This is a genomic window from Streptomyces sp. NPDC005408, assembly GCF_040606445.1.
Classification (GTDB): domain Bacteria; phylum Actinomycetota; class Actinomycetes; order Streptomycetales; family Streptomycetaceae; genus Streptomyces.
This window is the reverse complement of the sequence record NZ_JBEXEX010000059.1, coordinates 19,301-42,744: the sequence shown is the minus strand read 5'-3', so window position 1 is coordinate 42,744 and position 23,444 is coordinate 19,301. Positions and strand designations below refer to the sequence as shown.

The window sequence follows — 23,444 nt, the reverse complement described above, 5'->3', positions numbered from 1 at the left end:
CTCGATGCGCTGGGTGACGAGGACGTACTGGTCCCGTATCCGCAGGTCGGACGTGTGGTGGGCGGAGTTCGTCCGCCGCGTGCACGGGATCGACGCCCTCAGTTCGGGAAGGGGCGGGGTAGGGAGAGCCCCCGCGCAGCGGCACCCGCACCCGCACCGAACCCCACAACAAGGAGCCCCCATGTCAGTCACCCACTCCCCAGACGTGCTGCGCGCACCGCTCGTCGTCGAGTTCCCCTTCACCCGTTCCCTCGGGCCCGTCCAGTCCGCCTTTCTCACCGGGCTGCGCGAGCGCACCGTCCTCGGGGTGAAGACCAGCGACGGCACCGTGCTCGTGCCGCCCGTCGAGTACGACCCCGTCACCGCAGATGAGATACGCGACCTGGTCGAGGTCGCCGACACAGGGACCGTCACCACCTGGGCCTGGAACCCCGCCCCGCGCCGCGATCAGCCGCTGGACGCGCCCTTCGCCTGGGTGCTCGTCAGGCTCGACGGGGCCGACACCTCGCTGCTCCATGTCCTGGACGCACCCGGCCCCGACGCCGTACGCAGCGGCATGCGCGTCCGCATCCGCTGGGCCGAGGAGCGCACCGGAGCGATCACCGACATCGCGTGCTTCGAGCCGTACGAGAGCGAGCGAGCCGCTCAAGCTGCCCCGCACAGCGGCGAGTTCGCTGACGCGGTGACCGGCATCGTCGCCCCCGCCCGGCTCGACTACACCTACTCGCCCGGCCGCGCCCAGACCGCGTACATCAACGCCCTCGCCGGGCGCAAGACCGTCGGCGAGCGCTGCCCGCGCTGCCGCAAGGTGTATGTCCCGCCCCGCGGCGCCTGCCCCACCTGCGGAGTCGCCACCGTCGAACAGGTCGAGGTCGGACCGCGCGGCACCGTCACCACGTACTGCATCGTCAACATCAAAGCGAAGAACCTCGACATCGAAGTGCCGTACGTCTACGCGCACATCGCCCTCGACGGCGCCGACCTCGCCCTGCACGGCCGCATCGGCGGTATCCCGTACGACCAGGTGCGCATGGGTCTGCGCGTCGAACCCGTGTGGACCGACGGCAGCCGCCATCCCGATCACTACCGGCCCACCGGCGAGCCGGACGCCGACTACGACGCCTACAAGGAGCTGCTCTGATGCGGTACGCCAGGGATGTGGCCATCGTCGCCTTCGCGCAGAGCGACCATCTGCGCCGCAGCGACGAGCTTTCCGAGGTCGAGATGGTGATGCCGGTCCTGCACGAGGTGCTGCGCCAAACCGGTCTGCAGACGAGCGACATCGGCTTCACCTGCTCGGGCTCCAGCGACTATCTGGCCGGGCGCGCCTTCTCCTTCACCATGACCCTCGACGGTGTCGGTGCGTGGCCGCCGATCTCGGAGTCCCATGTGGAGATGGACGGCGCCTGGGCGCTCTACGAGGCCTGGGTGAAGCTGCTCACCGGCGAGGCCGACACGGCGCTCGTCTACTCGTACGGCAAGTCGTCGCCCGGCGAGCTGCGCGATGTGCTCACCCGCCAGCTCGACCCGTACTACCTGGCCCCGCTGTGGCCCGACTCGGTGGCACTCGCTGCTCTCCAGGCGCAGGCGCTGATCGATGCCGGAGAGACGGACGAGCCTGCCCTGGCGGGGATCGCCGCCCGCAGCCGAACCTCCGCGTCGGACAACCCGCACGCTCAACTGAAGGGAGAGGTTCCGCCCGGAGAGTACGTCGTCCAGCCGCTGCGCACCGGGGACTGCCCGCCGGTCGGCGACGGCGCGGCCGCCGTGATCCTCGCCGCCGGTGACCGGGCCCGCGAGCTGTGCGAGCGCCCCGCCTGGATCCGCGGCATCGACCACCGCATCGAGGCGCACAGCGTGGGAGTCCGCGACCTCACCGACTCGCCCTCCACCCGGCTCGCCGCCGAACGCGCCGGAGCCTTCGAGCGGCCCGTCGACACCGCCGAACTCCATGCCCCCTTCAGCTCGCAGGAAGTCGTCCTGCGCCGAGCCCTCAACCTCGACGACAGGGTGAGAGTCAACCCGTCCGGCGGAGCGCTCGCCGCCAACCCGGTCATGGCCGCGGGCCTCATCAGGCTCGGCGAGGCCGCCGCCCGTATCCACCGCGGCGAGTCCGACCGGGCCCTCGCCCACGCCACCTCCGGCCCGTGCCTCCAGCAGAACCTCGTCGCCGTACTCGAAGGAGAGGCCCCCGATGCCTAAGGAGCCCGTGGCCGTCGTCGGCATCGGTCAGACCAAGCATGTCGCCGCCCGCCGCGACGTCTCCATAGCCGGTCTCGTCCGCGAAGCGGCCGGGCGGGCTCTGGAGGACGCCGAGCTGACCTGGGCGGACATCGACGCCGTCGTCATCGGCAAGGCCCCCGACTTCTTCGAGGGCCTGATGATGCCGGAGCTCTATCTCGCGGACGCACTCGGCGCGGTCGGCAAGCCGATGCTGCGCGTCCACACTGCGGGCTCGGTCGGCGGCTCCACCGCCCTGGTGGCATCGAAGCTGGTGGCATCGCGCGTGCACGGCACCGTCCTGACGCTCGCATTCGAGAAACAGTCCGAGTCCAACGCCATGTGGGGACTCTCCCTGCCGATCCCGTTCCAGCAGCCCCTGCTGGCGGGGGCGGGCGGTTTCTTCGCCCCGCACGTGCGGGCGTACATGCGCCGCACCGGCGCCCCTGACACGGTCGGCTCCCTCGTCGCCTACAAGGACCGCCGCAACGCGCTGAAGAACCCGTACGCCCATCTCCATGAGCACGGGATCACCCTGGAGAAGGTCCAGGCGTCCCCGATGCTGTGGGACCCGATCCGCTACTCCGAGACCTGCCCGTCCTCCGACGGCGCGTGCGCGATGATCCTCACCGATCGTGCGGGCGCGGCCCGTTCGCCGCGGCCTCCGGCGTGGATGCACGGCGGTGCGATGCGCAGTGAGCCCACCATGTTCGCGGGCAAGGACTTCGTGTCCCCGCAGGCGGGCAAGGACTGCGCCGCCGATGTCTACCGGCAGGCGGGCATCGCCGATCCGCGCCGCGAGATCGACGCGGTGGAGATGTACGTACCCTTCTCCTGGTACGAGCCGATGTGGCTCGAGAACCTGGGCTTCGCGGCCGAGGGCGAGGGCTGGAAGCTCACCGAGTCCGGGGTCACCGAACTCGACGGCGATCTGCCGGTGAACCCGTCGGGCGGGGTGCTGTCCACCAACCCCATCGGGGCCTCCGGCATGATCCGCTTCGCCGAGGCGGCCCTCCAGGTGCGGGGCCAGGCGGGCGAGCACCAGGTCGAGGGGGCCCGCAGGGCACTGGGCCATGCCTATGGCGGCGGGGCGCAGTTCTTCTCGATGTGGCTGGTCGGCGCCGAACCGCCCACCGCCTGACCGCCGTGAGCAGGGCGTGTCACCGAGGACAGGCCGCGGTCCTGCTTCCGTGGCCTGTCCCGGGCGGGAGACGATCGCTAGTCTGAGGCGCGGAGACGACGCGGGAGGAGCACGGACGTGGCCGAGAGCACGACTACCACGCAGAGGTTTTCGGGCTGGGACAAGCCGGAACTCGATCTCAGCAACGCCGACTGGCAGTCCGGCAGTCAGGGAACGGGAGACGTCCAGATCGCTTTCGTCGAGGGCTTCATCGCGATGCGCAACGGCGGCCGGCCGGAGAGCCCGTCGCTCATTTTCACTCCGGCCGAGTGGCGCGCCTTCGTCCTGAACGCCCGCGGGGGGGAGTTCGACCTCACGTAAGAGCGTGAGCGCGTGAGCCGCCGCGGTCGGTAATGCCTGGACGGCCCGTTACCGTTATGGGCATGGCCGCGCCCGCTCATACGCTCGTACTGGATCTCGCCCTCACCATCCGCCACGACGGACACGGGGGCGTCGCCGACGATCTTCAGGACACCGAGGGGCTGACCGGCTGGGTCCGGGAGCGGGCCGACGAGCTGGACGCGGCGCCGGGTGTCCGCACATTCAGCGCGGACCCGGACACCCTCGCAGCCGTACGGGAGCTGCGCGCGGCCGTCCGCTCGCTGTTCGCACGGGCCGTACAACCCGGACTGCCGAGCCCCGCCGACGCTCAGCGGCTGTTGCCCGCGGACCTGGCGCTGGACCGGCTCAACACCGCAGCGGCCGCCGTGCCCGTCGTGCCGCGCCTCGAATGGCCGCCGGACGGGGAGCCCGCAGCCTTGTCCCGGCCTTCCGGCGCGGCGGGGGAGCGCGCCGTGCTGGTCGCGGCGCTCGCCCGCGCGGCCGTCGCGTTTCTGGCGGGCCCCGACCGGGCGAGGCTGCGGGCCTGCCATGCCCCGCGCTGTGTGCGGTACTTCCTCAAGGACCATCCGCGCCAGGAGTGGTGCAAGCCGTCCTGCGGCAACCGGGCCAGGGTCGCCCGCCACCACGAGCGGCACCGGGCCGCCTGAGGCTGAGTGCCGCTGCGGGGCGGCGAGCGGACGACTGAACAGGCCGGGCGACTGAACACGCCGGGCGAGTTTCCCGTATCACTCTGCGCACCCCGCACCACAGGGTGCGCAGCGTTCCCGCGAGGATTCCGTTCCGAGACCGTGAGGACAGCCCATGAACGACTCCGTCAATCCTCCTCTCCAAGCCCTCCCCGACGGGGAGGCCGAACTCCGCCTGGTGGTCCGTCTGCAGTGGGAAGACCTCGCGGCGCTCGGACAGGAGGCGAGCCGGCTGGCCGCCCAGATGCAACGCCCTGTCAGCCTCGACGAGGCCGCAAGTCATCGGCTGCGTACCCGGTCGGCGGGCCATGCCAGGCCCGCGGACCGGAGCCAGGTCGGTGTGCAGTCCTCCGTGCCGTCCTCCGTGTCCTCGCTGACCGGCCGCACACCCGGCGAGCACGCCCGCCAGGCGATCGAGAAGATCAACGGCACGGCCGCGCCCGGGATCGGCCACACTCAGACATCGGCCTGACGCGCCTGCGGAGCATTCCGTACAAACCGCGTCCCGCAAGTCCGGTACCCGAACGGCCTCTCGGGCGTACCCTGAGGTGCCTCGAGGACGTCCGTCCGGCAGCCCCTTCACCGCGCCGGGCGTACGCCCCGGCCGTGGGGGGTGCACCATGACGCGACGTGCCGGCAGAACCAGGCGCCTTCTCTTCGAGCGCGAAGCCGAACTGGCTGCCGTGGACGAGGCGTTGAGCGAGCTGGCGGGCCTCGGCGTGGACAATGCGGAACCTCCCGAGCGCCCGCGCGGCGCCCTCCTCGCCTTCGCGGGCCACGCCGGCCTCGGCAAGACGACCCTGCTCGCCGAAGTGCGCCGCCGTGCCGCGGCGAAGGGCTGCACCGTCCTCTCCGCGCGCGGCGGCGACCAGGAGCAGCAGGTCGCCTTCCATGTCGCACGCCAGCTGATCCAGCCCCAGCTCGCCGGTTCGTCCGACGCCGCCCTGCGGCTGCAGCTGGGGAGTTGGTACGCGATCGTGGGCCCCGCGCTCGGCCTGTGCACCGCCGAGGCGGGCGCCCCGCCCGACCCGCAGGGCCTGCGTGACGGCCTCGACTGGGTCCTCACCCATCTCGCCGTCCAGCGTGCCCCGCTCGTGCTCGTACTCGACGACGCCCACTGGGCGGACCCGGAGTCGCTGAGCTGGCTCGCCGCCTTCGCTCCGCGGGCCGAAGAGCTCCCGATGCTGCTCGTCGTCGCCTACCGTCCGGAGGAACTCCCCGACCACGCACGGCAGTTCCGCGGACTGTCCGGCCGGGCGGGACAGCGCCCGATCGACCTCGAACCGCTCACCGCCCCCGCCGTAGGGCGACTTGTACGCGAACGGCTCGGCGCCCACGCCGACGACGCGTTCTGCCGCGAATGCTGGGCCGTCACCGCGGGCAACCCGTTCGAGGCCGTCGAACTCACCGCCAAGGTCAGCGACCGCGGACTCGAACCCAACGAGTCCGGCGCCCACCTCCTGCGCGACCTCGCCGCCGCCGTCAGGGGCAGCGGACTCATCGCCCGCCTCGAACGCCTCGGCGCCTCCACCGTCCGCCTCGCCTGGGCCGGCGCCGTCCTCGGCACCGAGATCCAGCCCGCGCTCGCCGCGAGCGTCGCGGGCCTCGGCAGCGAAGAGGCCGCCGACGCCGCCGACCGGCTGCGTGACGCCCGTATCCTCACCGGCCCCGCGACGGACGAGGGCACGCTCGAATTCGTCCACCCGCTGATCGCCACCGCCGTCTACCGGGCCATCCCCGACGCCGTACGCGTCGCCCTGCACGGCCAGGCCGCCTGGTCCGTCGTCGACGCCGGGCTCGGCTCCACGGCCGCCGCCCGCCACCTCATGGAGACCCACCCCGAGGGCGACCCGTGGGTCGTCCACCATCTGCGCCAGGCCGCACGCGAGACCCAGCGTGCCGGGGCTCCCGACGCCGCCCGCCGTCAGCTCGCCCGCGCCCTGCGCGAACCCCCGGCGTACGAGGACCGGGCCGCCGTCCTGTACGAACTGGGCTGCGCGTCCCTGCTCACCGAGCCCGCCACCACCGTCAACCATCTGCGCGCCGCCCTCGAAGAACCCGTCGCCGACCCGGCCCTGCGCCAGGCCATCGTCTACCGGCTCTCCCAGGTACTGGCCCACTCCGACCGCCTCGGCGAAGCCTCCGACACACTCGCCCGCGAGGCCCGCTTCACCAGCGATCCGCGGACCCGGCTGCGCATGCAGTCCGAGAAGTTCATGTGGGACGCGTTCCGCGCCGACGAGCCCGACTCGCCCGCACGGTCCCGCCGCCTGGCCCGGCTCGCCGACCATCTCACCGGGTGCGACCTCACCGAGCGGTACATCATCGGGCTGCGCGCCTGGGACGCCATGCTGCGCGCCGAACCCGCGGCCGTCGCCCTGGGCCACGCCGAACGGGCCCTGCAGGGTGGACTGAGCTGGGCCGTCGAGGACCGCGGCTTCGAGGTCCCCGTGCTGGTCGCGCTCACCTTCCTGTACGGCGACCGGCCGGGCCGGGCCGAGGAGCTCTTCGCCACCGGCACCGCCGAGTTCGAGCGCCGGGGATGGCGCGGCGCCCATCTCTCCTTCGCGTACACCCTTCTCGCGTACATACGCTTCCGGCGCGGGCGTCTGGCCGAGGCGGAGGACTTCGTACGCGCAGGGCTGCGGCTCGCCGAACGCGTCGGGCCGCGCACCCCCGTCGAGTGGTACGCGCTGGGCACGCTCGTCGAGGTCCTGCTGGCCAGGGGGCGTACGGACGAAGCGGTGCAGGTCGCCGAGGACCACGACTTCGGCGAACCTTTCCCGGCGGCCGTGACCTTCCCCGACTCCCAGACCGTGTACGGCGAGCTGCTGCTCGCCCGTGGCCGCCCCAAGGAGGCGGCAGTCGAACTCGCCGCCGCGGGCAGGCGGCTCGACCCGCGCGGAATGCGCAACCCGGCCTGGTGCCCCTGGCAGCTCCATCTCGCCCTCGCCGAGGCGCACGACGCGCCGGAGCGGGCCCGCGCGATCGCGCTGGACGCCGTGCAGCGCGCCCGCCGCTTCGCGACCGCGTCCGCCATCGGCCAGGCCCTGCGCGTGGCTGCCGAAGTCTCCGGCGGCACCGAAAGGACCGCTTTCCTCGAAGAGGCCGTCGCCCATCTGGAGCGCTCGCCCGCCGCGTACGAACTCGCCCGCGCCCTCGTCGACCTCGGCATCCAGCTGCGTCGCACCGGCCGCTCGAAGGAGGCCGCCGAGTGCCTCTACCGCGGCCTGGAGGCGGCCGGACAGTGCGGCGCCGACGGGCTCGCCGACGCCGCCCGCGACGAGCTCGCGGCGGCCGGGCTGCGCCCGCGCAGCCTGCGTGCCATCGAGACCGACGCGCTGACCACCCGCGAGCGGACCGCCGCCGTCCTCACCGTCCAGGGCCGCGGCAGGGCCTCCGTCGCGGCCGTCCTCCATGTCGACGAGCACGCCGTGACCAGGCTGCTCTCGGCCGTCTACCGCAAGGCGGGCACCGACGAGGCGGGCCTGGCGGACGCCATCGGCGACGGCCGTTCCGAGGGGCTGGACGGCGGCCGTGGACGGTGACCGGCGGCGTCCAAGAGGCCTCGGGCCCCGGCTCGGCCGGGCCCGCCCGGACACGTACCATGGCGGTATGTCCTTCCTCCGCCGCCGCAGCGCCGCCACACCCGCGGGCCCGGACTTCGATGTCCTGGCCATGGATCCGGGCGACTGGCCCGGCAATCTCGGCGCCGGTCTGCTGCCCGCCCCCGACGGCACCTGCCAGGGCGTCTTCCTGCGGTACGACCTGTTCGGCGGCCGCGGCCCCGCGATGATCATCGGCAATCTGCCGGAGGGCTCGCCCGCCCGCGAGGTCGACGAGGGACAGATCCCCTTCGAGGTGGCCCAGCTGCTGCTGGCGCTGGAGAACGACGAGCCCGTCGATGTCGTGGACGTCGAGGACATGCCGGTGATGCAGGGCGACAACCTGCTGATCGTGCGCCGTCTCAAGCTCTCCGAAAGCCGTATCTCCTGCGTGCAGTTCGACCGCAGCGACAATGTCCTCGTCACGATCGCCAGCTGGGACCGGCCGATCACCGACGATCTGTACGCACTGCTCAAGCCGCTGCCCGCGGAACTCTTCCAGCAGGGCTGACCCTTCGCGCGTCCGCGCGCCCGGCCCGCCGCATCGTGCTCACGGCGGGCCGAAGGTCTCACTTGGCGCTATGCCCCGACCGGATCCGCCGTGGGCCGGACGAACAGCGTGAGCACATCCGAGGCCGAAGTACCCAGCCCTGTGGGCCCGCTGAGATGCCAGGGGGCGCCGCCGGTGCCCGCCCGTAGGTCCTCGTCGTGGTAGCGCACGCAGTCCCGGTGCCAGTTGAGGATCCCGGCCATCCAGTCCTGGAGCTCGTGCACATAGCCGTCGAGGATCTGACGGGCCTCCACGTCCAGCTCGAAGTCGTCGTAGAGAACCGGCAGTTCGACCTTGATGACATGCTGGAACTGCTGCATCCGCCCCTTCATCAGCTCGTGCACCATGTCCACGGCCGTCGGATAGTCGACCCCGAAGAAGTTCTGCACGACCAGGACGGCGTTGTGCACCTCGCCCTCGTACTCGATCTCCTTCTGGTACGAGAAGAGGTCATTGATCAGCATCGCGTAGTCGACCGCGGCGTTCTCCAGCGAGCGGACGGGGCCGCTGCGGTAGATCTCGGCAGGCACCCGGTCCCCGTGCGAGAGCCGGCACAGCCGCATGGTCATGTCCGCGCCGAAGGTGAAGCGCCGCATCTCGATGTAGTCCACCGGATCCGGAATACGGTGCTGCGCCTGATTGGCCAGCTCCCACAGCCAGCTCGCGAGCATGTCCTCGACCGTCCTGCGGAACGTGCGCCGGGAGGCCTCGTCCATCGGACCCGCCGTGCGCTGCCACAGATCGGCGAGTCCCCGCTCCATCGCGTCGGCCGGCTCGGGCGCCGGCTCACCGTCCAGCGGCATGAAGAGCAGCAGTCGCTCATTGGCGGCCCAGGCCCCGGCCAGATCGCGGGTCCGGCCGTAGATCACCGGGTACAGGTCGTCGCCGTAGGTGCCCCAGGTCAGCCAGTTCGACGAGAGATCCAGCTCCTCCGGGGTCGCGTCCGGATGGAGGCCCGCCGAGCAGAGCGGCAGATCGATATTGCGTGCCCGGCGCTCGTCCCACACGTGCGATCCGGGCCGCCCCGGCTGCGGCTCAAGGATCCCCATGCGCCGCGCCCACTCGATGTTGCGCTCCCGCGCCCCCGCCAGATGCGGGCTGAGGGTGACGTCGTAGGGCAGCTCGAACTTCGGGAGCAGCGACGGGCCCACGTGCTGGTACGGCTGGTGGGCGTGCCTTCGCCAGCGGGCCGCCTCGGCGCGCGGGGTGAAGCGGATCGACGAGGCGGCCATGCTCCAGGCAATCTGCGCGGGCTCTGCCGCTTTCCCGCCCCCGTTCATATAGCGGCTGGAGCGCATGTGCCACTCGTGCCCGCCCGACTGCCAGTCCTGCAGGCCCTTGGCGTACGCAAGGACGGAAGCGGTCTCGGCAGGGGTGAGTCCCTTCTCCGCGCACAGGGGTCCGACCTCGGTGAGCGCGGTGTTCTCGAACTGCTGCAACCGAGAAGTCAGCAGATCATTGACGGCCTCGGCCGCCTCCTGCGTACTACAGCCCAAAAAGGTCTCCAGAACGAGGACGCCGTTGCTGTTCTCGCGCTCGTCCTCGACCTCGCGCTGGTACGAGAACAGGTCGTTGCGCAAATGCACCGCGTCCGAGAACGTGTCGCGCAGCACGCACAGCGGCCGTGAGCCGGCCACCGACGCCGGGACCTCGGCGTTCGCGGCGAACTCCACAAGACCCGCCGACCAGGGCGCCCCGCCGACCTTCCTGCGCATCTCGATGTACTCGACGGGGTTGGCGATCCGCCCCTCGTCCATGTTGGACAGCTCCCACAGGGACTCGTTCAGCAGATGCTCGGTCGCCTCGGCGAACCGCACCCGCCAGGCGTCCGACATGCTCGGCACGGTCCGGGCCCACAGATCGGCCAGACCTGCCTCGACCGGATTCTCCGGTTCGGGCGTACCGTCCGCGAGGTTCATCGGCATGAAGGCAGGCAGGCGGTCCAGATACCGCTTCCCGCCCTCGCGGTCCAGCGTCCGCTTGTAGGTCTCCAGGAAGTGGTCGTCGAAGAAGAAGACCCACACATACCAGTCGGTGACGAGGGAGAGGGCCTTGGCGTCGCAGTCGGGGTGGGTGTACGCGCACAGCAGGGCGTAGTCGTGCGCGTCGAGATCGCTCTCCTCCCAGATGCCGGACCCCTCCAGCATCCCCATCCCGCGCGCCCATTCCTTGGTGTGCCGCCGAGCTTCCTCGACATGCGTATTGAGCCGCGCGGGATACGGGACGTAGAAGTCCGGCAGTACGAAGGGCTGAGCCATGTGCGCCAGGGCCTTTCGGTGAGCATCCGCGCACGGGGGCGCGGACCGGTGATGGGCGGGCCAGCCCTACCCGTCCCCCGTACGGCCCACGCATCACGGCAATTAGTCACACAAGCCCATAAAGAGGTGGGCGGTGCGCCACCAGACCCCACGTACGGTGGCGCACCGCGGCTCTTGGCTACCGCACCAGGGTCACGTCGGCTGCCTTCACAAAGGCGACCCGGTGCCCGAACTGGATCTCGTAGTACGGCTCTTGGCCCCGCACGACCGTGTGTCCCGCGGTGTCGAACGTCGTCGCGTACAGATACTCGCCCGGCACACGGTCGCCCACCACATACCGCTGACCGGCGAGGAGTTTGTACGGCAGCGGCGCAATCGCCTGGACCGGGACACCGGCCGGGTACGCAGCCGCCTCCGGGTAGGCGCGTCCATAGACCGGGATCTCCGCAGCGCCTTCCTTGGGAGTGAGCGTCCAGCCCCGGGCCCCCACCGCCGTCGGCTGGGTGCGCGGGTTGTGGAACCACGCCTTCTGCCCCAGGTACCAGATCGCCGTCCAGTCGCCCTCACGGCCGGCGACCGCATACTGCTGGCCGGTCGAGGCCCGCGCGCCCGTGTCATTGACGCCGGTGGTGGAGTCCTCGCCGCCGGGGCGCAGACCGATGTCCTTGACCAGCGGGGCGTCCTCGGCGGGCGCGGTGTGCAGCCGTACCGCCCCGGAGCCGTGCGGCACGCAGGCGTCGGCGGGCTTCACGCAGCCCGTGTACACCGGCTGGTTCTCCGCGTAGTCCGGGCGGATCGTCACCACATCGCTGCGGGGTCCCGCGGTCGGCGTGAACGGGCGGCCCAGCAGCCGGAAGTAGTGAGCCCAGTCCCAGTACGGGCCCGGGTCGGTGTGCATTCCGCGGATCGTCGCGGGGGTCGTGCCCGGCACATTGTCGTGCCCGAGGATGTGCTGGCGGTCCAGCGGGATGCCGTACCGCTTGGCCAGATACCTCACCAGCCGGGCGGAGGTGCGGTACATCGCCTCTGTGTACCAGGCGTCCGGCGAGACCAGGAAGCCCTCGTGCTCCAGGCCCACCGACTTGGCGTTCACGTACCAGTTGCCGGCGTGCCAGGCCACGTCCTTGAGGGGCACGTGCTGGGCGATGTGCCCGTCCGAGGAGCGCAGGGTGTACTGCCAGGAGACATACGTCGGGTCCTGGACCAGCTTGAGTGTGGTGTCCCAGGAGCCTTCGGTGTCATGGATGACGATGTACTTCACCGACTGCGACGCGGGCCGGTCGGCCAGGTCGTGGTTGCCGTAGTCGTTGTCGCCGAACTCCTCGTACGGCGCCGGGATCCACTCGCAGGCCACCGTCCGCGGGCACTCCGTCTTCCTCGCGTCGGCCGTCCGCAGCCCGAGGCCTGCCGCCTGTGCGGGATCGGTCGCCGCGGCCGGGTCGGCCGCGAGCGCGACCCGCTGACCGCTGTCCGTGATCCGCGACTCGCCGGTGCGGATCACGTCGAAGACATCATTGGCGTACGTCGTCGCGGTCGCGATGTCGTCCGCGCCGGAGAAGCGTGCCACCGCGCCGTACCAGTCCGCCGGGTCCTCGCTCAGCGGGCGGCCCAGCTTCTTCTGCGCGTCGGCGAGAAGGGCTGCGCCGCCGCCCACATTGGCGGCCGGATTGTCACGCAGCTGCTCGGCCGAGTACCCCGAGAGTTCGGCCGCACGGTCCAGGGTCCGCAGCCGGGCCGGGAGTTCGGACGCCTCGGGCAGCTCGGCCTCGTCCGTCTTCACGGCCGGTCGGGCGTCGTCGCCGCGCGCGTCCTCGCTGCCGTGCGAATGGTGCGGTGCCTCGGCCAGCGCGGTCCTGGCATCGGTCAGATGCATCGGCCCGTAGCCGCCCGTGACGCTCGCCGCGCCGCCGTGCGTGTCCCAGCGGGACTGGAGATACGAGACGCCGAGCAGCACGCTCTGCGGCACCCGGTACCGGGCCGCGGCCGCGGCGAAGTCGCTCTGCAGTGCGCCGGTGGTGCCGTGCTGGTCGGCGGTGGCCGACGGACCGGCAGAGACCAGTGGCAGGAGCAGGGCGGCGGACGCCACCGCACCCCCTGCCCTCAGCAGGCGCCGACGGGCGCTTCTCTCTCGTACGGGGGCGGATCCTTGCAAGGCGGCCTCCAGGGACGGGTGGTGCGCGACGGGCCTGCGGGGTCGGGCTCGACTACAGGGGTATCGGCTTCCGGACGATCCGTCAATCTTGTCCCGCTGTAAGGATTTCGCACGTCAACACGCGTGTCGTGGAGTTTCGGCATGAGGGGGCGCGGGCCTGCGGCGCGTCAGTGGAGTGGACCAATGTCCGTATACGGACGGCGAGTCACGGTGTCCCGCACTGCGGTCAGGAGGCGGCGGCACGCGCCAGCTGCCGGTCCACCTGGGCGGGTGACAGAGCGTGCTCGATCGCCAGGATCCCGGCGCCGAGAGCCGCCGCGTCCTCACCGGTGCGGCTCGGCTCGATCCGCAGCACATGGGTGGCCAGCGGATGCGAGCGCCGGTAGACCGCTTCCCGTACGCCCGCGAGCAGTTGGTCGTGCACAGCAGCCAGCGCGCCGCCGAGCACCACCGTGTCCGGGTTGAAGAAGTTCACCAGACTTGCCAGCACCTCGCCGACCGCGCGCCCCGCCTCGCGCACCATGCGCACCGCGTCCCGATTGCCCGACTTCACCAGGCGTACGACATCGCTGCCCGATGCCGCTTCCAGACCGAGCGCCGCCAGGCGCGCCGCGAGCGCCGCGCCGCCCGCGACCGCCTCCAGACAGCCGGAGTTGCCGCAGCGGCACGGCTCTTCCTGGTCCCCGACCCGGATATGGCCGATGTCGCCCGCGCAGCCCTGGGCGCCGCGGTGCAGCCGGCCGTCGGCGACGATGCCGCAGCCGATGCCGGTGCCGACCTTGATGTAGAGCAGATAGCGGGTGTCGGGAAAGGCGCGGCGCTGCTCGGCCAGGGCCATCACATTCACGTCGTTGTCGACGAGCGCGCGCACGCCGAAGCGCGAGGCGAAGAACTCGGGGATCGGGTACTGGTGCCAGCCCGGCATGATCGGCGGATCGACCGGGCGTCCGGTGGAGAACTCCACCGGACCCGGCACGCCAACGCCGATCGAGCGCAGCGTCCCCGGATCCCGGCCTGTCTCCTTGAGCAGTGCGTGCAGGGTGCGCTCCACGTGGCGCAGTACGGAGTCGGGACCGTCCGCGATCGACAGCGGGTCCTCCTTCGTCGCCAGCGTGGCGGCGCCGATGTCCATGAGGGCCACGCGGCAGTGCGAGGCGCCCAGGTCCACACCGGCCACGGCATGCTCGCGGGTGCGCAGTTGGAGTCGGCGCGGCGGACGGCCGCCGGTCGAGGCTCCCGCGTCGGCCGCCGTCTCGTCGACGAAGCCGTGCGTGATGAGGGCGTCCACCCGCTGGGACGCGGTGGAGCGGGCGAGCCCGGTGATCCGCGCGACGTCCGCGCGGGTCGCCGCGGCCCCCGAACTGATCAGCGCGAGCACATCGCCGGGGGAGTGGGTGGCGGCGAAGGCGCTGGGAGCCGACGGCGAAGACATGACAGCAACCATAGGGACGACTTCCGCTGCTAACAAGGCGGATGCTGTTCGTTCATCGGCATAAGTCTCCGTCAATTCGGTTGTGATGAACGCTGCTTAGACTCTTGACAGGCGAAAGCTGTGTCAGGACATTGCTCTGCAGAACGCTGCCCTGCCCAAGGAGCCAGGCGATGCTGACGATGCACGGCGTGTCCAAGAGCTTTCTCGGGGTGCGCGTGCTCCACGATGTGGGGCTCGACCTCGAAGCCGGTGAAGTGCACGCCCTCGTGGGCGAGAACGGAGCCGGGAAATCCACCCTGATGAAGATCCTCGCGGGCGAGCACTTACCCGACTCGGGGACCATCGCCATCGACGGCGCCGAGCACGCCTTCACCCACCCCTCGCAGGCGCAGGCCGCCGGAATCGGCATCATCCACCAGGAGTTCGCGCTCCTCGCGCACCGCACGGTCGCCGAGAACGTCTTTCTCGGCCGCGAGCCCACCCGGCGCGGGCTCGTCGACCGCAAGGCCATGGAGCGACGCACCGCCGAACTCCTCGCCGAGCTCGACGAGACCGGCATCACCCCGCGCACCCTGGTCCGCGACCTTTCCGTCGCGCGCCGGCAGACCGTCGAGATCGTCAAGGCCCTGGCGTCCGACGTACGTGTGCTTGTCATGGACGAGCCAACAGCGCCGCTCGCCGACCACGAGGTCGACCTGCTCTCCGCCCTCGTCCGCAGACTCACCCGCCGGGGCCTCGGCATCCTCTACATCTCGCACCGCCTGCGCGAAGTCTTCGACCTCTCGCAGCGCATCACCGTCCTCAAGGACGGCCGCCGGGTCACCACACTCCCTACGAAGGACACCGACACCGACCAGGTCGTACGCGCCATGGTCGGCCGGGAGTTGACCGCGTACTACCCGCCCCGCGCCCGCCCCGGGGAGATCGGCCCCGAACGGCTCACCGTCACCGGCGGCTCCAACGACCGCGTCAAGGGCATTGATCTGACCCTGCGGGCGGGCGAGGTCGTCGGCGTCGCAGGCCTCCAGGGCTCGGGGCGCACATCCCTGGCCCGCGCGCTGTTCGGGGCGGCGCCCTTCACGGCGGGCGCGATGACCGTCGGCGGCAGACGGCTGCGACCGGCCCGCCCGCGGGACGCGATCCGCGCGGGCATCGCCCTGGTCACCGAGGACCGCAAGACCGAAGGGCTCGCACTGCGCCAGTCCGTACGCGACAACGCACTGCTCGTCACCCGTGCGGTCCCCGCCCGCGGCAGGCCCCCGGCCGGACGCGAGGTCACCGAACTCCTTCAACGCGTACGCCTGCAGGCCCGCGGCGAGGACCAGCAGGCGCTGTACCTCTCCGGCGGCAACCAGCAGAAGGTCGTCATCGCCAAATGGCTGGCGGTCCGCCCCAAGGTGCTGCTCTTCGACGAGCCGACGCGGGGCGTCGACGTCGGAGCGAAGGCCGCCATCCACACGCTCGTACGCGAACTGGCCCGCGAAGGCCTCGCCGTACTGATCATCTCCTCCGAACTGCCGGAGCTGATCGGCATGAGCGACCGGGTGCTCGTCATGGCCGAGGGGAGCCTCGCGGGTGAACTCCCGGCAGGCGCGGGTGAGGAGGAGATCATGCGCCTCGCGACAGGCGGGCCGCCGTCCGGTGCAGGAGGTCCGGCGGGCCCGTCGGGTGACGCGATCGGCGACTCGTCACCAGGCCGACCCCATACCGCCGGGGAGACCCCGTGAACGCCCTCGGCACGGCTGTCCGCCCCCGGCCGAAGCAGGCATCCGGCGCACCCGCCCGGTTGCGGCTCTCCGACCCGGTCGTCGGAGTCTGGCTCGCCGCGCTCGGCGTTACTCTCCTCGGCTGGATCGTCGTCGCCGCCCGCGGCGGGGACTTCCTCACCCTCACCAACATCGTCGCGATCCTGCAGAACTGCGTCGCCCTCGGCCTCGTCGCCGTCGGCCAGTCCGCGGTCATCCTCACCGGTTCCCTGGACCTGTCCGTCGCCTATCTCATCAGCCTCGGCACCCTCGTCGCCGCCGAGACGATGCAGAGTGGCGGCGTCGTCACCGCCGTCCTCGCCGTCCTCGCGCTCAGCGCCGGCGTCGGACTCGCCAACGGCCTCATCGTCACCGGCCTGAAGGTCAACGCCTTCATCGCCACCCTCGGCACCGCCTTCATCCTGCGCGGCTGGATCGAGGACAACTACACCGGACCCGCCGGCAAGGTCCCCGCCTCCTTCCAGCACCTCGGCTACGACCGCATCGGTCCCGTCCCGGTGTCCGTGTTCCTGCTCGCCGCCGTGGCCGTCGCCATGTGGCTGATCACCCGCCGTACGCGTCTGGGGCATCACATGTACGCCAGCGGGGGCGACGAACACGCCGCCCGCCTCTCCGGCGTACGCACCCGCCGCACCGTCGTCGTCGCGCACATCCTCTGCTCGCTGTGCGTCGGCGCTGCCGCCCTCTTCCTCGCCGCCCGGCTCGGCGCCGGAGCGCCCTGGGCGGGCACCGAGGCGCGCTACGACCTCGAGTCGATCGCCGCCGTCGTCCTCGGCGGCACCGCGCTGGCGGGCGGCCGCGGTGGAGTGGCCGGCACCCTCGGCGGCGTCCTCGTACTCGCCGTACTCGACAGCGTCTTCAACCAGCTCTCGGTCGACCCCTTCTTCAAGAACGTCGTACGCGGCGTTGTGATCATCGCCGCCGTGGCGCTGTACGCGCGGCGGTCCACAAGGAGGACCGCATGACGACGGCGACAGCCCCCCGGAGCAGGCGAGTCGCACGCGCGCTGGGCACCGGCGCGCCCGTGTACGTCCTGCTCGCCGTGCTTCTCGCGGCGCTCGCCCTCACCGACCCCGGCTTCTACGAACCCGACCGCTTCCTCGCCTTCGTCAAACGCGCCGCGCCGCTGGTGATCCTCGCCGCGGGCCAGTATCTCGTCATCGTCTGCGGGGAGTTCGACCTCTCCGTGGGCTCGATCGTCACCGCGGGCGTCGTGGTGGCCGCCGAGCTCTACGGGTCCTTCCCCTCCGCGCCCTGGCTGCTGGTCACCGCGGTGCTGCTGATCGCGGGAGCGTTCACCGGCCTTCTCAACGGGCTGATCACCACCGTCCTCAAAGTCCCCTCCTTCATCACCACGCTCGGGATGATGCTCATCCTCGAAGGGGCCGTCTTCTTCTGGACCGGCGGTTCCCCGCACGGCGCGCTGCCCACCGCCTTCCGGCAGCTCGGCCGCGGTACCGCGTTCGGCTGGCTGCCCTGGGCCGTGCTCGCCTGCCTCGCCGCCGGAGCCGCCGCCGTGTTCCTGATGCGCTCCGACTTCGGCCGCACCCTCGTCGCCACCGGCGACAGCGAACGCGCGGCCGCCCTCGCCGGAGTACGAGTGGCGCGCGCCCGCACCATCGCGTTCATCCTGTCCGGCACCGCGGCAGCACTCGCCGCCGTCCTCGTCGGAGGCTTCTCCGGCGTCTCCGCACAGGCCGGACGCGGCTACGAATTCGAGGCCATCACCGCCGTCGTGCTCGGCGGGGTGGTACTGGGCGGCGGCCGCGGCTCCGTCGTCGCCGCCATGGCCGGGGCCTTCTCTCTCCAGGCCCTGTTCACCCTGCTCAACCTCCAGGGCGTGTCCGGCGCCCTCGAATCCACCGTCCAAGGGCTCATCGTCATCGCCGCCGTGGGCCTCGGGGCCGCCGACTGGTCCCGGCTGCGCCGCCGCCGTACGCACCCCTCAGGAGGGGAACCCTCATGACCGCCATCCACGCGATCCGCCGGCGCGCCCTCGCATCGGCCGCCGCCCTGCTCGGTACCGCGCTGATCGCCTCCTGCACCAGCGACGCACCACCGGCCAAACCGGCGGGAGCGGCCGGGGCCGGTGCGAGCGACTCCGCAGGCACCGGCGCGCAGTCGAAGTTCTTCCAGCAGGCCGAGTACGAACGCCAGTTGGCGCTCGCCAAGCAGACCCCCCAGGGTCCGGCGGACAAGCCGTGGGAGCAGATGCTCAGCCCCCGGCTGACCGGCACGACGCAGTACAAGAAGCAGGGACAGGGCATTCATCTCTGCTTCTCCAACGCCGGTGTCTTCAACCCCTGGCGTCAGGTCGGGCTGAAGAACATGAGGGCCGAAGTCGGCCTGCACAAGGAGATCACCAAGTTCACCGTGCTCGACGCGCAGGGCAAGGACGACAAGCAGATCTCCGACATCCAGGAGCTCGCCGGACGGGACTGCGACGCCCTGATCGTCTCCCCGAACACCACCGCCACCCTCACCCCCGCCGTCAAACAGGCCTGCGCCAAGCTGCCCGTGATCGTCTTCGACCGGGGCGTGGAGACCGACTGCGCGGTCACCTTCATCAACCCCATCGGCGGCTACGGATACGGAGCGGTCGCCGCCGGCTTCCTGGTCGAGAAGGTCAAGCCCAAGGGCAAGATCCTCGCCCTGCGCATCTCGCCCGGTGTCGACGTCCTGGAGACGCGCTGGTCCGCCGCGAAGGTCGCCTTCGACAAGAGTGAACTGGACGTCGTGGACGTGAAGTTCACCGACGGCGACCCCGCCAAGACCAAGTCGATCGTCACCGACGCACTCACCCGCCACGGCGACATCGACGGCGTATGGATGGACTCCGGCGCGACCGCCGTGGCCGCCGTCGAGGCCTTCGAGGACGCGGGCAAGGACGTCCCGCCCATCACCGGCGAGGACCAGCAGGACTTCCTCCAGGCATGGAAGGAGAAGAAGCTCACCGCGATCGCCCCCACCTATCCGACCTTCCAGTGGCGCACGCCCGTGATCGCGGCGCTGAGGATCCTGGCCGGGCAGCAGGTCCCCAAGGAGTGGAAGCTCCCGCAGCCCACCGTCACCCAGGACACCCTGGAGCAGTACCTCAAGCCGGGCATGCCGCCGCTGCACTACGCGATGTGCGGCTGCGAGAAGCTGCCCGGATTCCCCGAGGCCTGGGGCGGCAAGAAGTGATGCCCCGCGCGATCGGCGCGAACCCCTGGATCTGGCACTCACCCGTCTCCTACGAGGCCCTTGCCGACGCCCTGCCCAGGCTGGCCTCCTGGGGCTTCGACTGCGTCGAACTCCCCCTGGAACAGACCCGGGACTGGGATCCGGCAGCGGTACGAAAGCTCCTTGACGCGACCGGCCTGGCACCGGCCGCCGTGATCGCCGTCATGCCACCGGACCGCGATCTCGTACGCACCGACCCGGCAACCGTCCGAGCCACCCAGGACTATCTGCTGCACTGCCTCGACACGGCGAGCACACTCTCCGCGCCCGTGGTCGCCGGTCCTGTCTACACCGCGGTCGGCCGCACCTGGCGGATGGACGCGTGCGAACGGGCCGCGGCCTACGAGGAGTTGAGAGAGAACCTCGCCCCCGTCGTCGACCACGCGCGAGCCGCCGGCGTACGCATCGGGGTCGAGCCCCTGAACCGCTACGAGACCAGTCTGCTCAACACCGTCACCCAGTGCCTCGAAGCCCTCGACGGCCTGGACGCGGGGACCATCGGCCTCGCCCTCGACACGTACCACCAGAACATCGAGGAACGCACCCTGCCCGGCGCCGTACAGCAGGCCGCGGGCCGCATCGTCCATGTCCAGGTGTGCGCGAACGACCGCGGCACCCCCGGCGCCGACCATCTCGACTGGCCCGGCTTCCTCGCAGCTCTCACCGAGCACGGCTACCAAGGCCCGCTCTGCATCGAGTCGTTCACCGCCCACAACGATGCAATCGCTGTCGCTGCCTCCGTCTGGCGACCTCTCGCGGCGACCCAGGACGCCATCGCGACGGACGGCCTCGCCTTCCTGCGTTCCCTGCTCACTCCCTCACCAGAGAGGACCGACTCATGAGCTGTCATGCTCGTGACATCCCCAGAGCGGTCGTCGCCGTGCTGGCGGCACTGCTGCTCGCGATGACCGCCCTGCCCGCCACCGCCGTCGAGAAGGCCCCCGCCTTCCGCGCCCTGCTCTTCACCCGCGCCGTCGGGTATGTCCACGCCTCCATCCCGGCCGGAATCCAGATGTTCACGGAGGAGGCCGCCGAGAACAACTTCGAGGTCGTCCAGAGCGCCGACCCCACCGTCTTCGACGACGCGAAGCTCAAGGACTTCGACGTCATCGTCATGCTGCAGAACTCCGGCATGGTCTGGGACACCGACGCCCAGCGCGAGGCGATGCAGAAGTACGTACGCGGCGGAGGAGGCGTCGTCGCCATCCACAACACCCTCGACATGGGCGTCGAGGAGCAGTTCCCCTGGTGGGACGACGCGATCAACGGCGGCGCCCATATGCCCGCGCACTCACCCGGAGTCCTCCAGGGCACCGCCAAGGTCGCCGACCGCGTCCACCCCTCCACCAGGACACTTCCCGAACGCTGGGAGCGCCCCGAGGAGTGGTACAACTTCGACAAGAACCCCCGCGGCGACGTCCATGTCCTGGTCACCGCCGACGAGACGACATACAACCCCGGCGGCTCCGCCATGGGCGCCGACCACCCCATCTCCTGGTGCCGCACCACCGAGGGCGGCCGCGTCTGGGCCACCGCCATGGGCCACGACATCCCCTCGTACAGCGAAGCCGCCTTCCGCGACCATGTCATCGGCGGCGTGAAGTGGGCGGCGGGCAAGGAGCCGGGCGACTGCGGAGGCACCGTCTGGAGCGGCTACGAGAAGGTCACCCTCGACGACAACACCGCCGACCCGATGGAGCTCGACGTCGCCGCCGACGGCCGCGTCTTCTACGCCCAGCGCAACGGCGAAGTGAAGATCTACGACCCCGCGTCGCACTCCACCGTCAGCGCCGGAAAGCTCGACGTCTACACCGGCGGCGAGGACGGCCTGGTCGGCATGGAACTCGACCCGGCCTTCAAGACCAACCACTGGATCTATCTGTACTACGCGCCCGCCGCGGCCAAGGACGACATCAACCGGCTCTCCCGCTTCACCGTCACTGGCAACACCCTCGACATGGCGAGCGAGAAGAAGCTCATCGACGTACCCGCCTACCGCGACCGCACCTTCCCCGAGCCCGGACACACCGGCGGCGCCGTCGAGTTCGGCCCCGGCCGCACCCTCTACCTCGGCGTCGGCGACGACACCCCGCCCAATCTCGACCCCAACTGGCAGGGCTACGCGCCGCTGGACTGGCGGCCCGGCAAGCAGATGCTGGACGCAGCGCGCACCGCGGGCAACACCAACGACCTGCGCGGCAAGATCCTGCGCATCAAGCCGTCCGACCGCGGCGGCTACACGATCCCGCAGGGCAATCTCTTCCGCCCCGGCACCATGAAGACCCGGCCCGAGATCTACGCGATGGGCTTCCGCAACCCGTTCCGCTTCACCGTCGACCAGAAGACCGGCTACGTCCATGTCGCCGACTACGGACCGGACCGGGGACTGCCGACCACCGACCGCGGGCCCGAGGGCCTGGTGGAGTACAACGTCATCAAGAAGCCCGGCAACTTCGGCTGGCCGTTCTGCCACGGCAACAACCAGGCCTACGCGCCCTACGACCCCGACACCAAGGTCGTCGGCCCCAAGTTCGACTGCGCCAAGCCCGTCAACCCCTCACCCAACAACACAGGACTGAAGGACCTCCCGCCGCTCCAGCAGCCCGACGTCTGGTACGGCTACGGCGCGTCCAAGGAATTCCCGGAGATGCGCACGGGCGGCGCCGCCCCGATGAGCGGCCCGGTCTACCACTTCGACGCCAAAAACCCCTCCGCGACCAAGTTCCCCGCCTACTTCGAGGGCGCGAGCTTCTTCTACGAGTGGTCACGCAACTACGTCAAGGAAATGCGCTTCGACAAGGACAAGAAGCTGCTGAAGATCAATGACTTCCTGTCGACGCAGAAATTCAACAAGCCGATGGACATGACCTTCGGGCCCGACGGATCGCTGTACGTCCTCGAATGGGGCAGTTCCTTCGGCGGCGGCAACAACGACTCCGGCCTCTACCGGATCGACTACGCACAGGGGAAGCGCATCCCCGTCGCCAAGGCCGCCGCTTCCGCCACCAACGGGCCAACGCCGCTCAAGGTCGACTTCTCCAGCGCCGGCAGCAGTGACCCGGACGGCGATCTGCTCAGCTACGCCTGGGACTTCGACGGCGACGGCACCTACGACTCCACCGAGGCCAACCCGACGCATACGTACACCGCCAAGGGTGACTTCACCGCCCAGCTGAAGGTCACCGACACCACCGGGAAGTCCGGCTACGCCAACATCCCCATCACGGCCGGAAACACCGCACCCAAGGTGACCATCGAATTCCCCGTCAACGGCAAGCTCATCACCTTCGGCGACAAGATCCCCTACAAGATCTCGGTCACCGACCCGGAGGACGGCCCCGTCGACTGCACCAAGGTCACGCTCAACCCGGCCCTCGGCCACGACGACCACGAGCACCCGACGACCGACATCCCCGGCTGCGAAGGCACCGTCGACACCGGCGACTTGGGCGGCCATCCGGAGGGCGCCGACCTCACCTACGTACTCAACGCCAAGTACACCGACAAGGGCGCCGAAGGCACCTCGGCCCTCACCGGCTACGGGCGCTCCGTGCTGCAGCCCGCGCACAAGCAGGCCGAGTACTACGACGCCCAGTCCGGCACCCGCGTCGTCGCCCAGGAAGGCGCCGAGAACGGCAAGCGCATCGGCGACGTCAGCAACGGCGACTGGGTGGCCTTCGACCCGATGAGCGTCGAAGGCGTGGGCACGGTCAGCTACAAGCTGTCGTCCCCGTACGGAGTCGGCGCGATCGAACTGCGTGCCGACGCACCCGACGGCAAGCTGCTGGGCACCACACCCGTCCCCAACACCGGCGGCTGGGACACCTACCAGTCCACCCCGACCGTCCCGGTCGAGGCGCTCGCCGGAACCCACAGGCTCTATCTCGTCTTCACGTCACCTCAGAACAATTCCTTCGACGTGGACGCGGTGGAGTTCCACACGCCGTAACCGACCGGAGCACCACAGTGCGCTGCGCGCCCAGTGTGTCGGCACTGGGCGCGCAGCGCGCTTCCCCCTCAGTGGCGGCCGG

Annotated in this window: 17 protein-coding genes; 14 read left to right on the top strand and 3 right to left on the bottom strand. The window is 70.7% G+C overall.

Annotated features, from left to right (window positions below; genetic code table 11):
• The first annotated feature begins 181 nt into the window (after positions 1 to 181).
• From ABZS64_RS33800 to ABZS64_RS33765, 8 genes are all read left to right on the top strand, one after another.
• Positions 182 to 1,141: an OB-fold domain-containing protein gene (locus ABZS64_RS33800; protein WP_355837953.1), complete on the top strand. Its 960-nt coding sequence runs from the start codon at positions 182 to 184 to the stop codon at positions 1,139 to 1,141.
• Positions 1,141 to 2,202, top strand: a complete 1,062-nt coding sequence (locus tag ABZS64_RS33795; protein ID WP_355837951.1) for a thiolase domain-containing protein — start codon at positions 1,141 to 1,143, stop codon at positions 2,200 to 2,202. The genes ABZS64_RS33800 and ABZS64_RS33795 overlap by 1 nt, the downstream gene beginning before the upstream one ends.
• Positions 2,195 to 3,361: a thiolase domain-containing protein gene (locus tag ABZS64_RS33790; RefSeq protein WP_355837949.1), complete on the top strand. Its 1,167-nt coding sequence runs from the start codon at positions 2,195 to 2,197 to the stop codon at positions 3,359 to 3,361. The genes ABZS64_RS33795 and ABZS64_RS33790 overlap by 8 nt, the downstream gene beginning before the upstream one ends.
• A 117-nt stretch (positions 3,362 to 3,478) precedes the next feature.
• A complete protein-coding gene (locus ABZS64_RS33785; protein ID WP_355837947.1) occupies positions 3,479 to 3,721 on the top strand; it encodes a DUF397 domain-containing protein in 243 nt (80 codons plus the stop codon).
• Between the two features lie 62 nt (positions 3,722 to 3,783).
• Entirely contained in the window at positions 3,784 to 4,389 is a 606-nt protein-coding gene (locus ABZS64_RS33780; protein ID WP_355837945.1) for a CGNR zinc finger domain-containing protein, read from the top strand.
• Between the two features lie 154 nt (positions 4,390 to 4,543).
• Positions 4,544 to 4,900, top strand: a complete 357-nt coding sequence (locus ABZS64_RS33775) for a hypothetical protein (protein ID WP_355837943.1) — start codon at positions 4,544 to 4,546, stop codon at positions 4,898 to 4,900.
• Positions 4,901 to 5,048: 148 nt separating this feature from the next.
• Entirely contained in the window at positions 5,049 to 7,976 is a 2,928-nt protein-coding gene (locus ABZS64_RS33770; protein ID WP_355837941.1) for an AAA family ATPase, read from the top strand.
• A 67-nt stretch (positions 7,977 to 8,043) separates the two neighbouring features.
• Positions 8,044 to 8,544 carry a hypothetical protein gene (locus ABZS64_RS33765; protein ID WP_355837939.1) on the top strand — a complete coding sequence of 167 codons (501 nt, stop codon included), beginning with the start codon at positions 8,044 to 8,046 and terminating at the stop codon, positions 8,542 to 8,544.
• Between the two features lie 68 nt (positions 8,545 to 8,612).
• Here the strand turns inward: ABZS64_RS33765 and ABZS64_RS33760 are convergent, their stop codons facing one another.
• The 3 genes from ABZS64_RS33760 to ABZS64_RS33750 all read right to left on the bottom strand — a co-directional run bounded on the left by ABZS64_RS33760 (position 8,613) and on the right by ABZS64_RS33750 (position 14,425).
• Positions 8,613 to 10,841, bottom strand: a complete 2,229-nt coding sequence (locus tag ABZS64_RS33760) for a germacradienol/geosmin synthase (protein WP_355837937.1) — start codon at positions 10,839 to 10,841, stop codon at positions 8,613 to 8,615.
• A 178-nt stretch (positions 10,842 to 11,019) separates the two neighbouring features.
• Positions 11,020 to 12,945, bottom strand: a complete 1,926-nt coding sequence (locus tag ABZS64_RS33755; protein WP_355837961.1) for a peptidoglycan recognition family protein — start codon at positions 12,943 to 12,945, stop codon at positions 11,020 to 11,022.
• A gap of 274 nt (positions 12,946 to 13,219) precedes the next feature.
• Positions 13,220 to 14,425, bottom strand: a complete 1,206-nt coding sequence (locus ABZS64_RS33750) for an ROK family transcriptional regulator (RefSeq protein ID WP_355837935.1) — start codon at positions 14,423 to 14,425, stop codon at positions 13,220 to 13,222.
• 170 nt (positions 14,426 to 14,595) lie between these two features.
• Between ABZS64_RS33750 and ABZS64_RS33745 the strand changes: the two genes are divergently transcribed.
• From ABZS64_RS33745 to ABZS64_RS33720, 6 genes are read left to right on the top strand one after another with little or no spacing between them, the layout of a single operon-like run.
• A complete protein-coding gene (locus ABZS64_RS33745) occupies positions 14,596 to 16,152 on the top strand; it encodes a sugar ABC transporter ATP-binding protein (protein WP_355837933.1) in 1,557 nt (518 codons plus the stop codon).
• Positions 16,149 to 17,156 carry an ABC transporter permease gene (locus ABZS64_RS33740; protein ID WP_355837931.1) on the top strand — a complete coding sequence of 336 codons (1,008 nt, stop codon included), beginning with the start codon at positions 16,149 to 16,151 and terminating at the stop codon, positions 17,154 to 17,156. Before ABZS64_RS33745 ends, ABZS64_RS33740 begins: the two co-directional genes overlap by 4 nt.
• Positions 17,153 to 18,157, top strand: a complete 1,005-nt coding sequence (locus ABZS64_RS33735; protein WP_355837929.1) for an ABC transporter permease — start codon at positions 17,153 to 17,155, stop codon at positions 18,155 to 18,157. The genes ABZS64_RS33740 and ABZS64_RS33735 overlap by 4 nt, the downstream gene beginning before the upstream one ends.
• Before the next feature lie 14 nt (positions 18,158 to 18,171).
• Positions 18,172 to 19,374, top strand: coding sequence for an ABC transporter substrate-binding protein (locus ABZS64_RS33730; protein ID WP_355837959.1), 1,203 nt, complete (start codon positions 18,172 to 18,174; stop codon positions 19,372 to 19,374).
• Positions 19,374 to 20,255: a sugar phosphate isomerase/epimerase family protein gene (locus tag ABZS64_RS33725; protein WP_355837927.1), complete on the top strand. Its 882-nt coding sequence runs from the start codon at positions 19,374 to 19,376 to the stop codon at positions 20,253 to 20,255. Before ABZS64_RS33730 ends, ABZS64_RS33725 begins: the two co-directional genes overlap by 1 nt.
• Positions 20,252 to 23,362, top strand: coding sequence for a ThuA domain-containing protein (locus ABZS64_RS33720; RefSeq protein WP_355837925.1), 3,111 nt, complete (start codon positions 20,252 to 20,254; stop codon positions 23,360 to 23,362). Before ABZS64_RS33725 ends, ABZS64_RS33720 begins: the two co-directional genes overlap by 4 nt.
• Positions 23,363 to 23,444 lie beyond the last annotated feature (82 nt).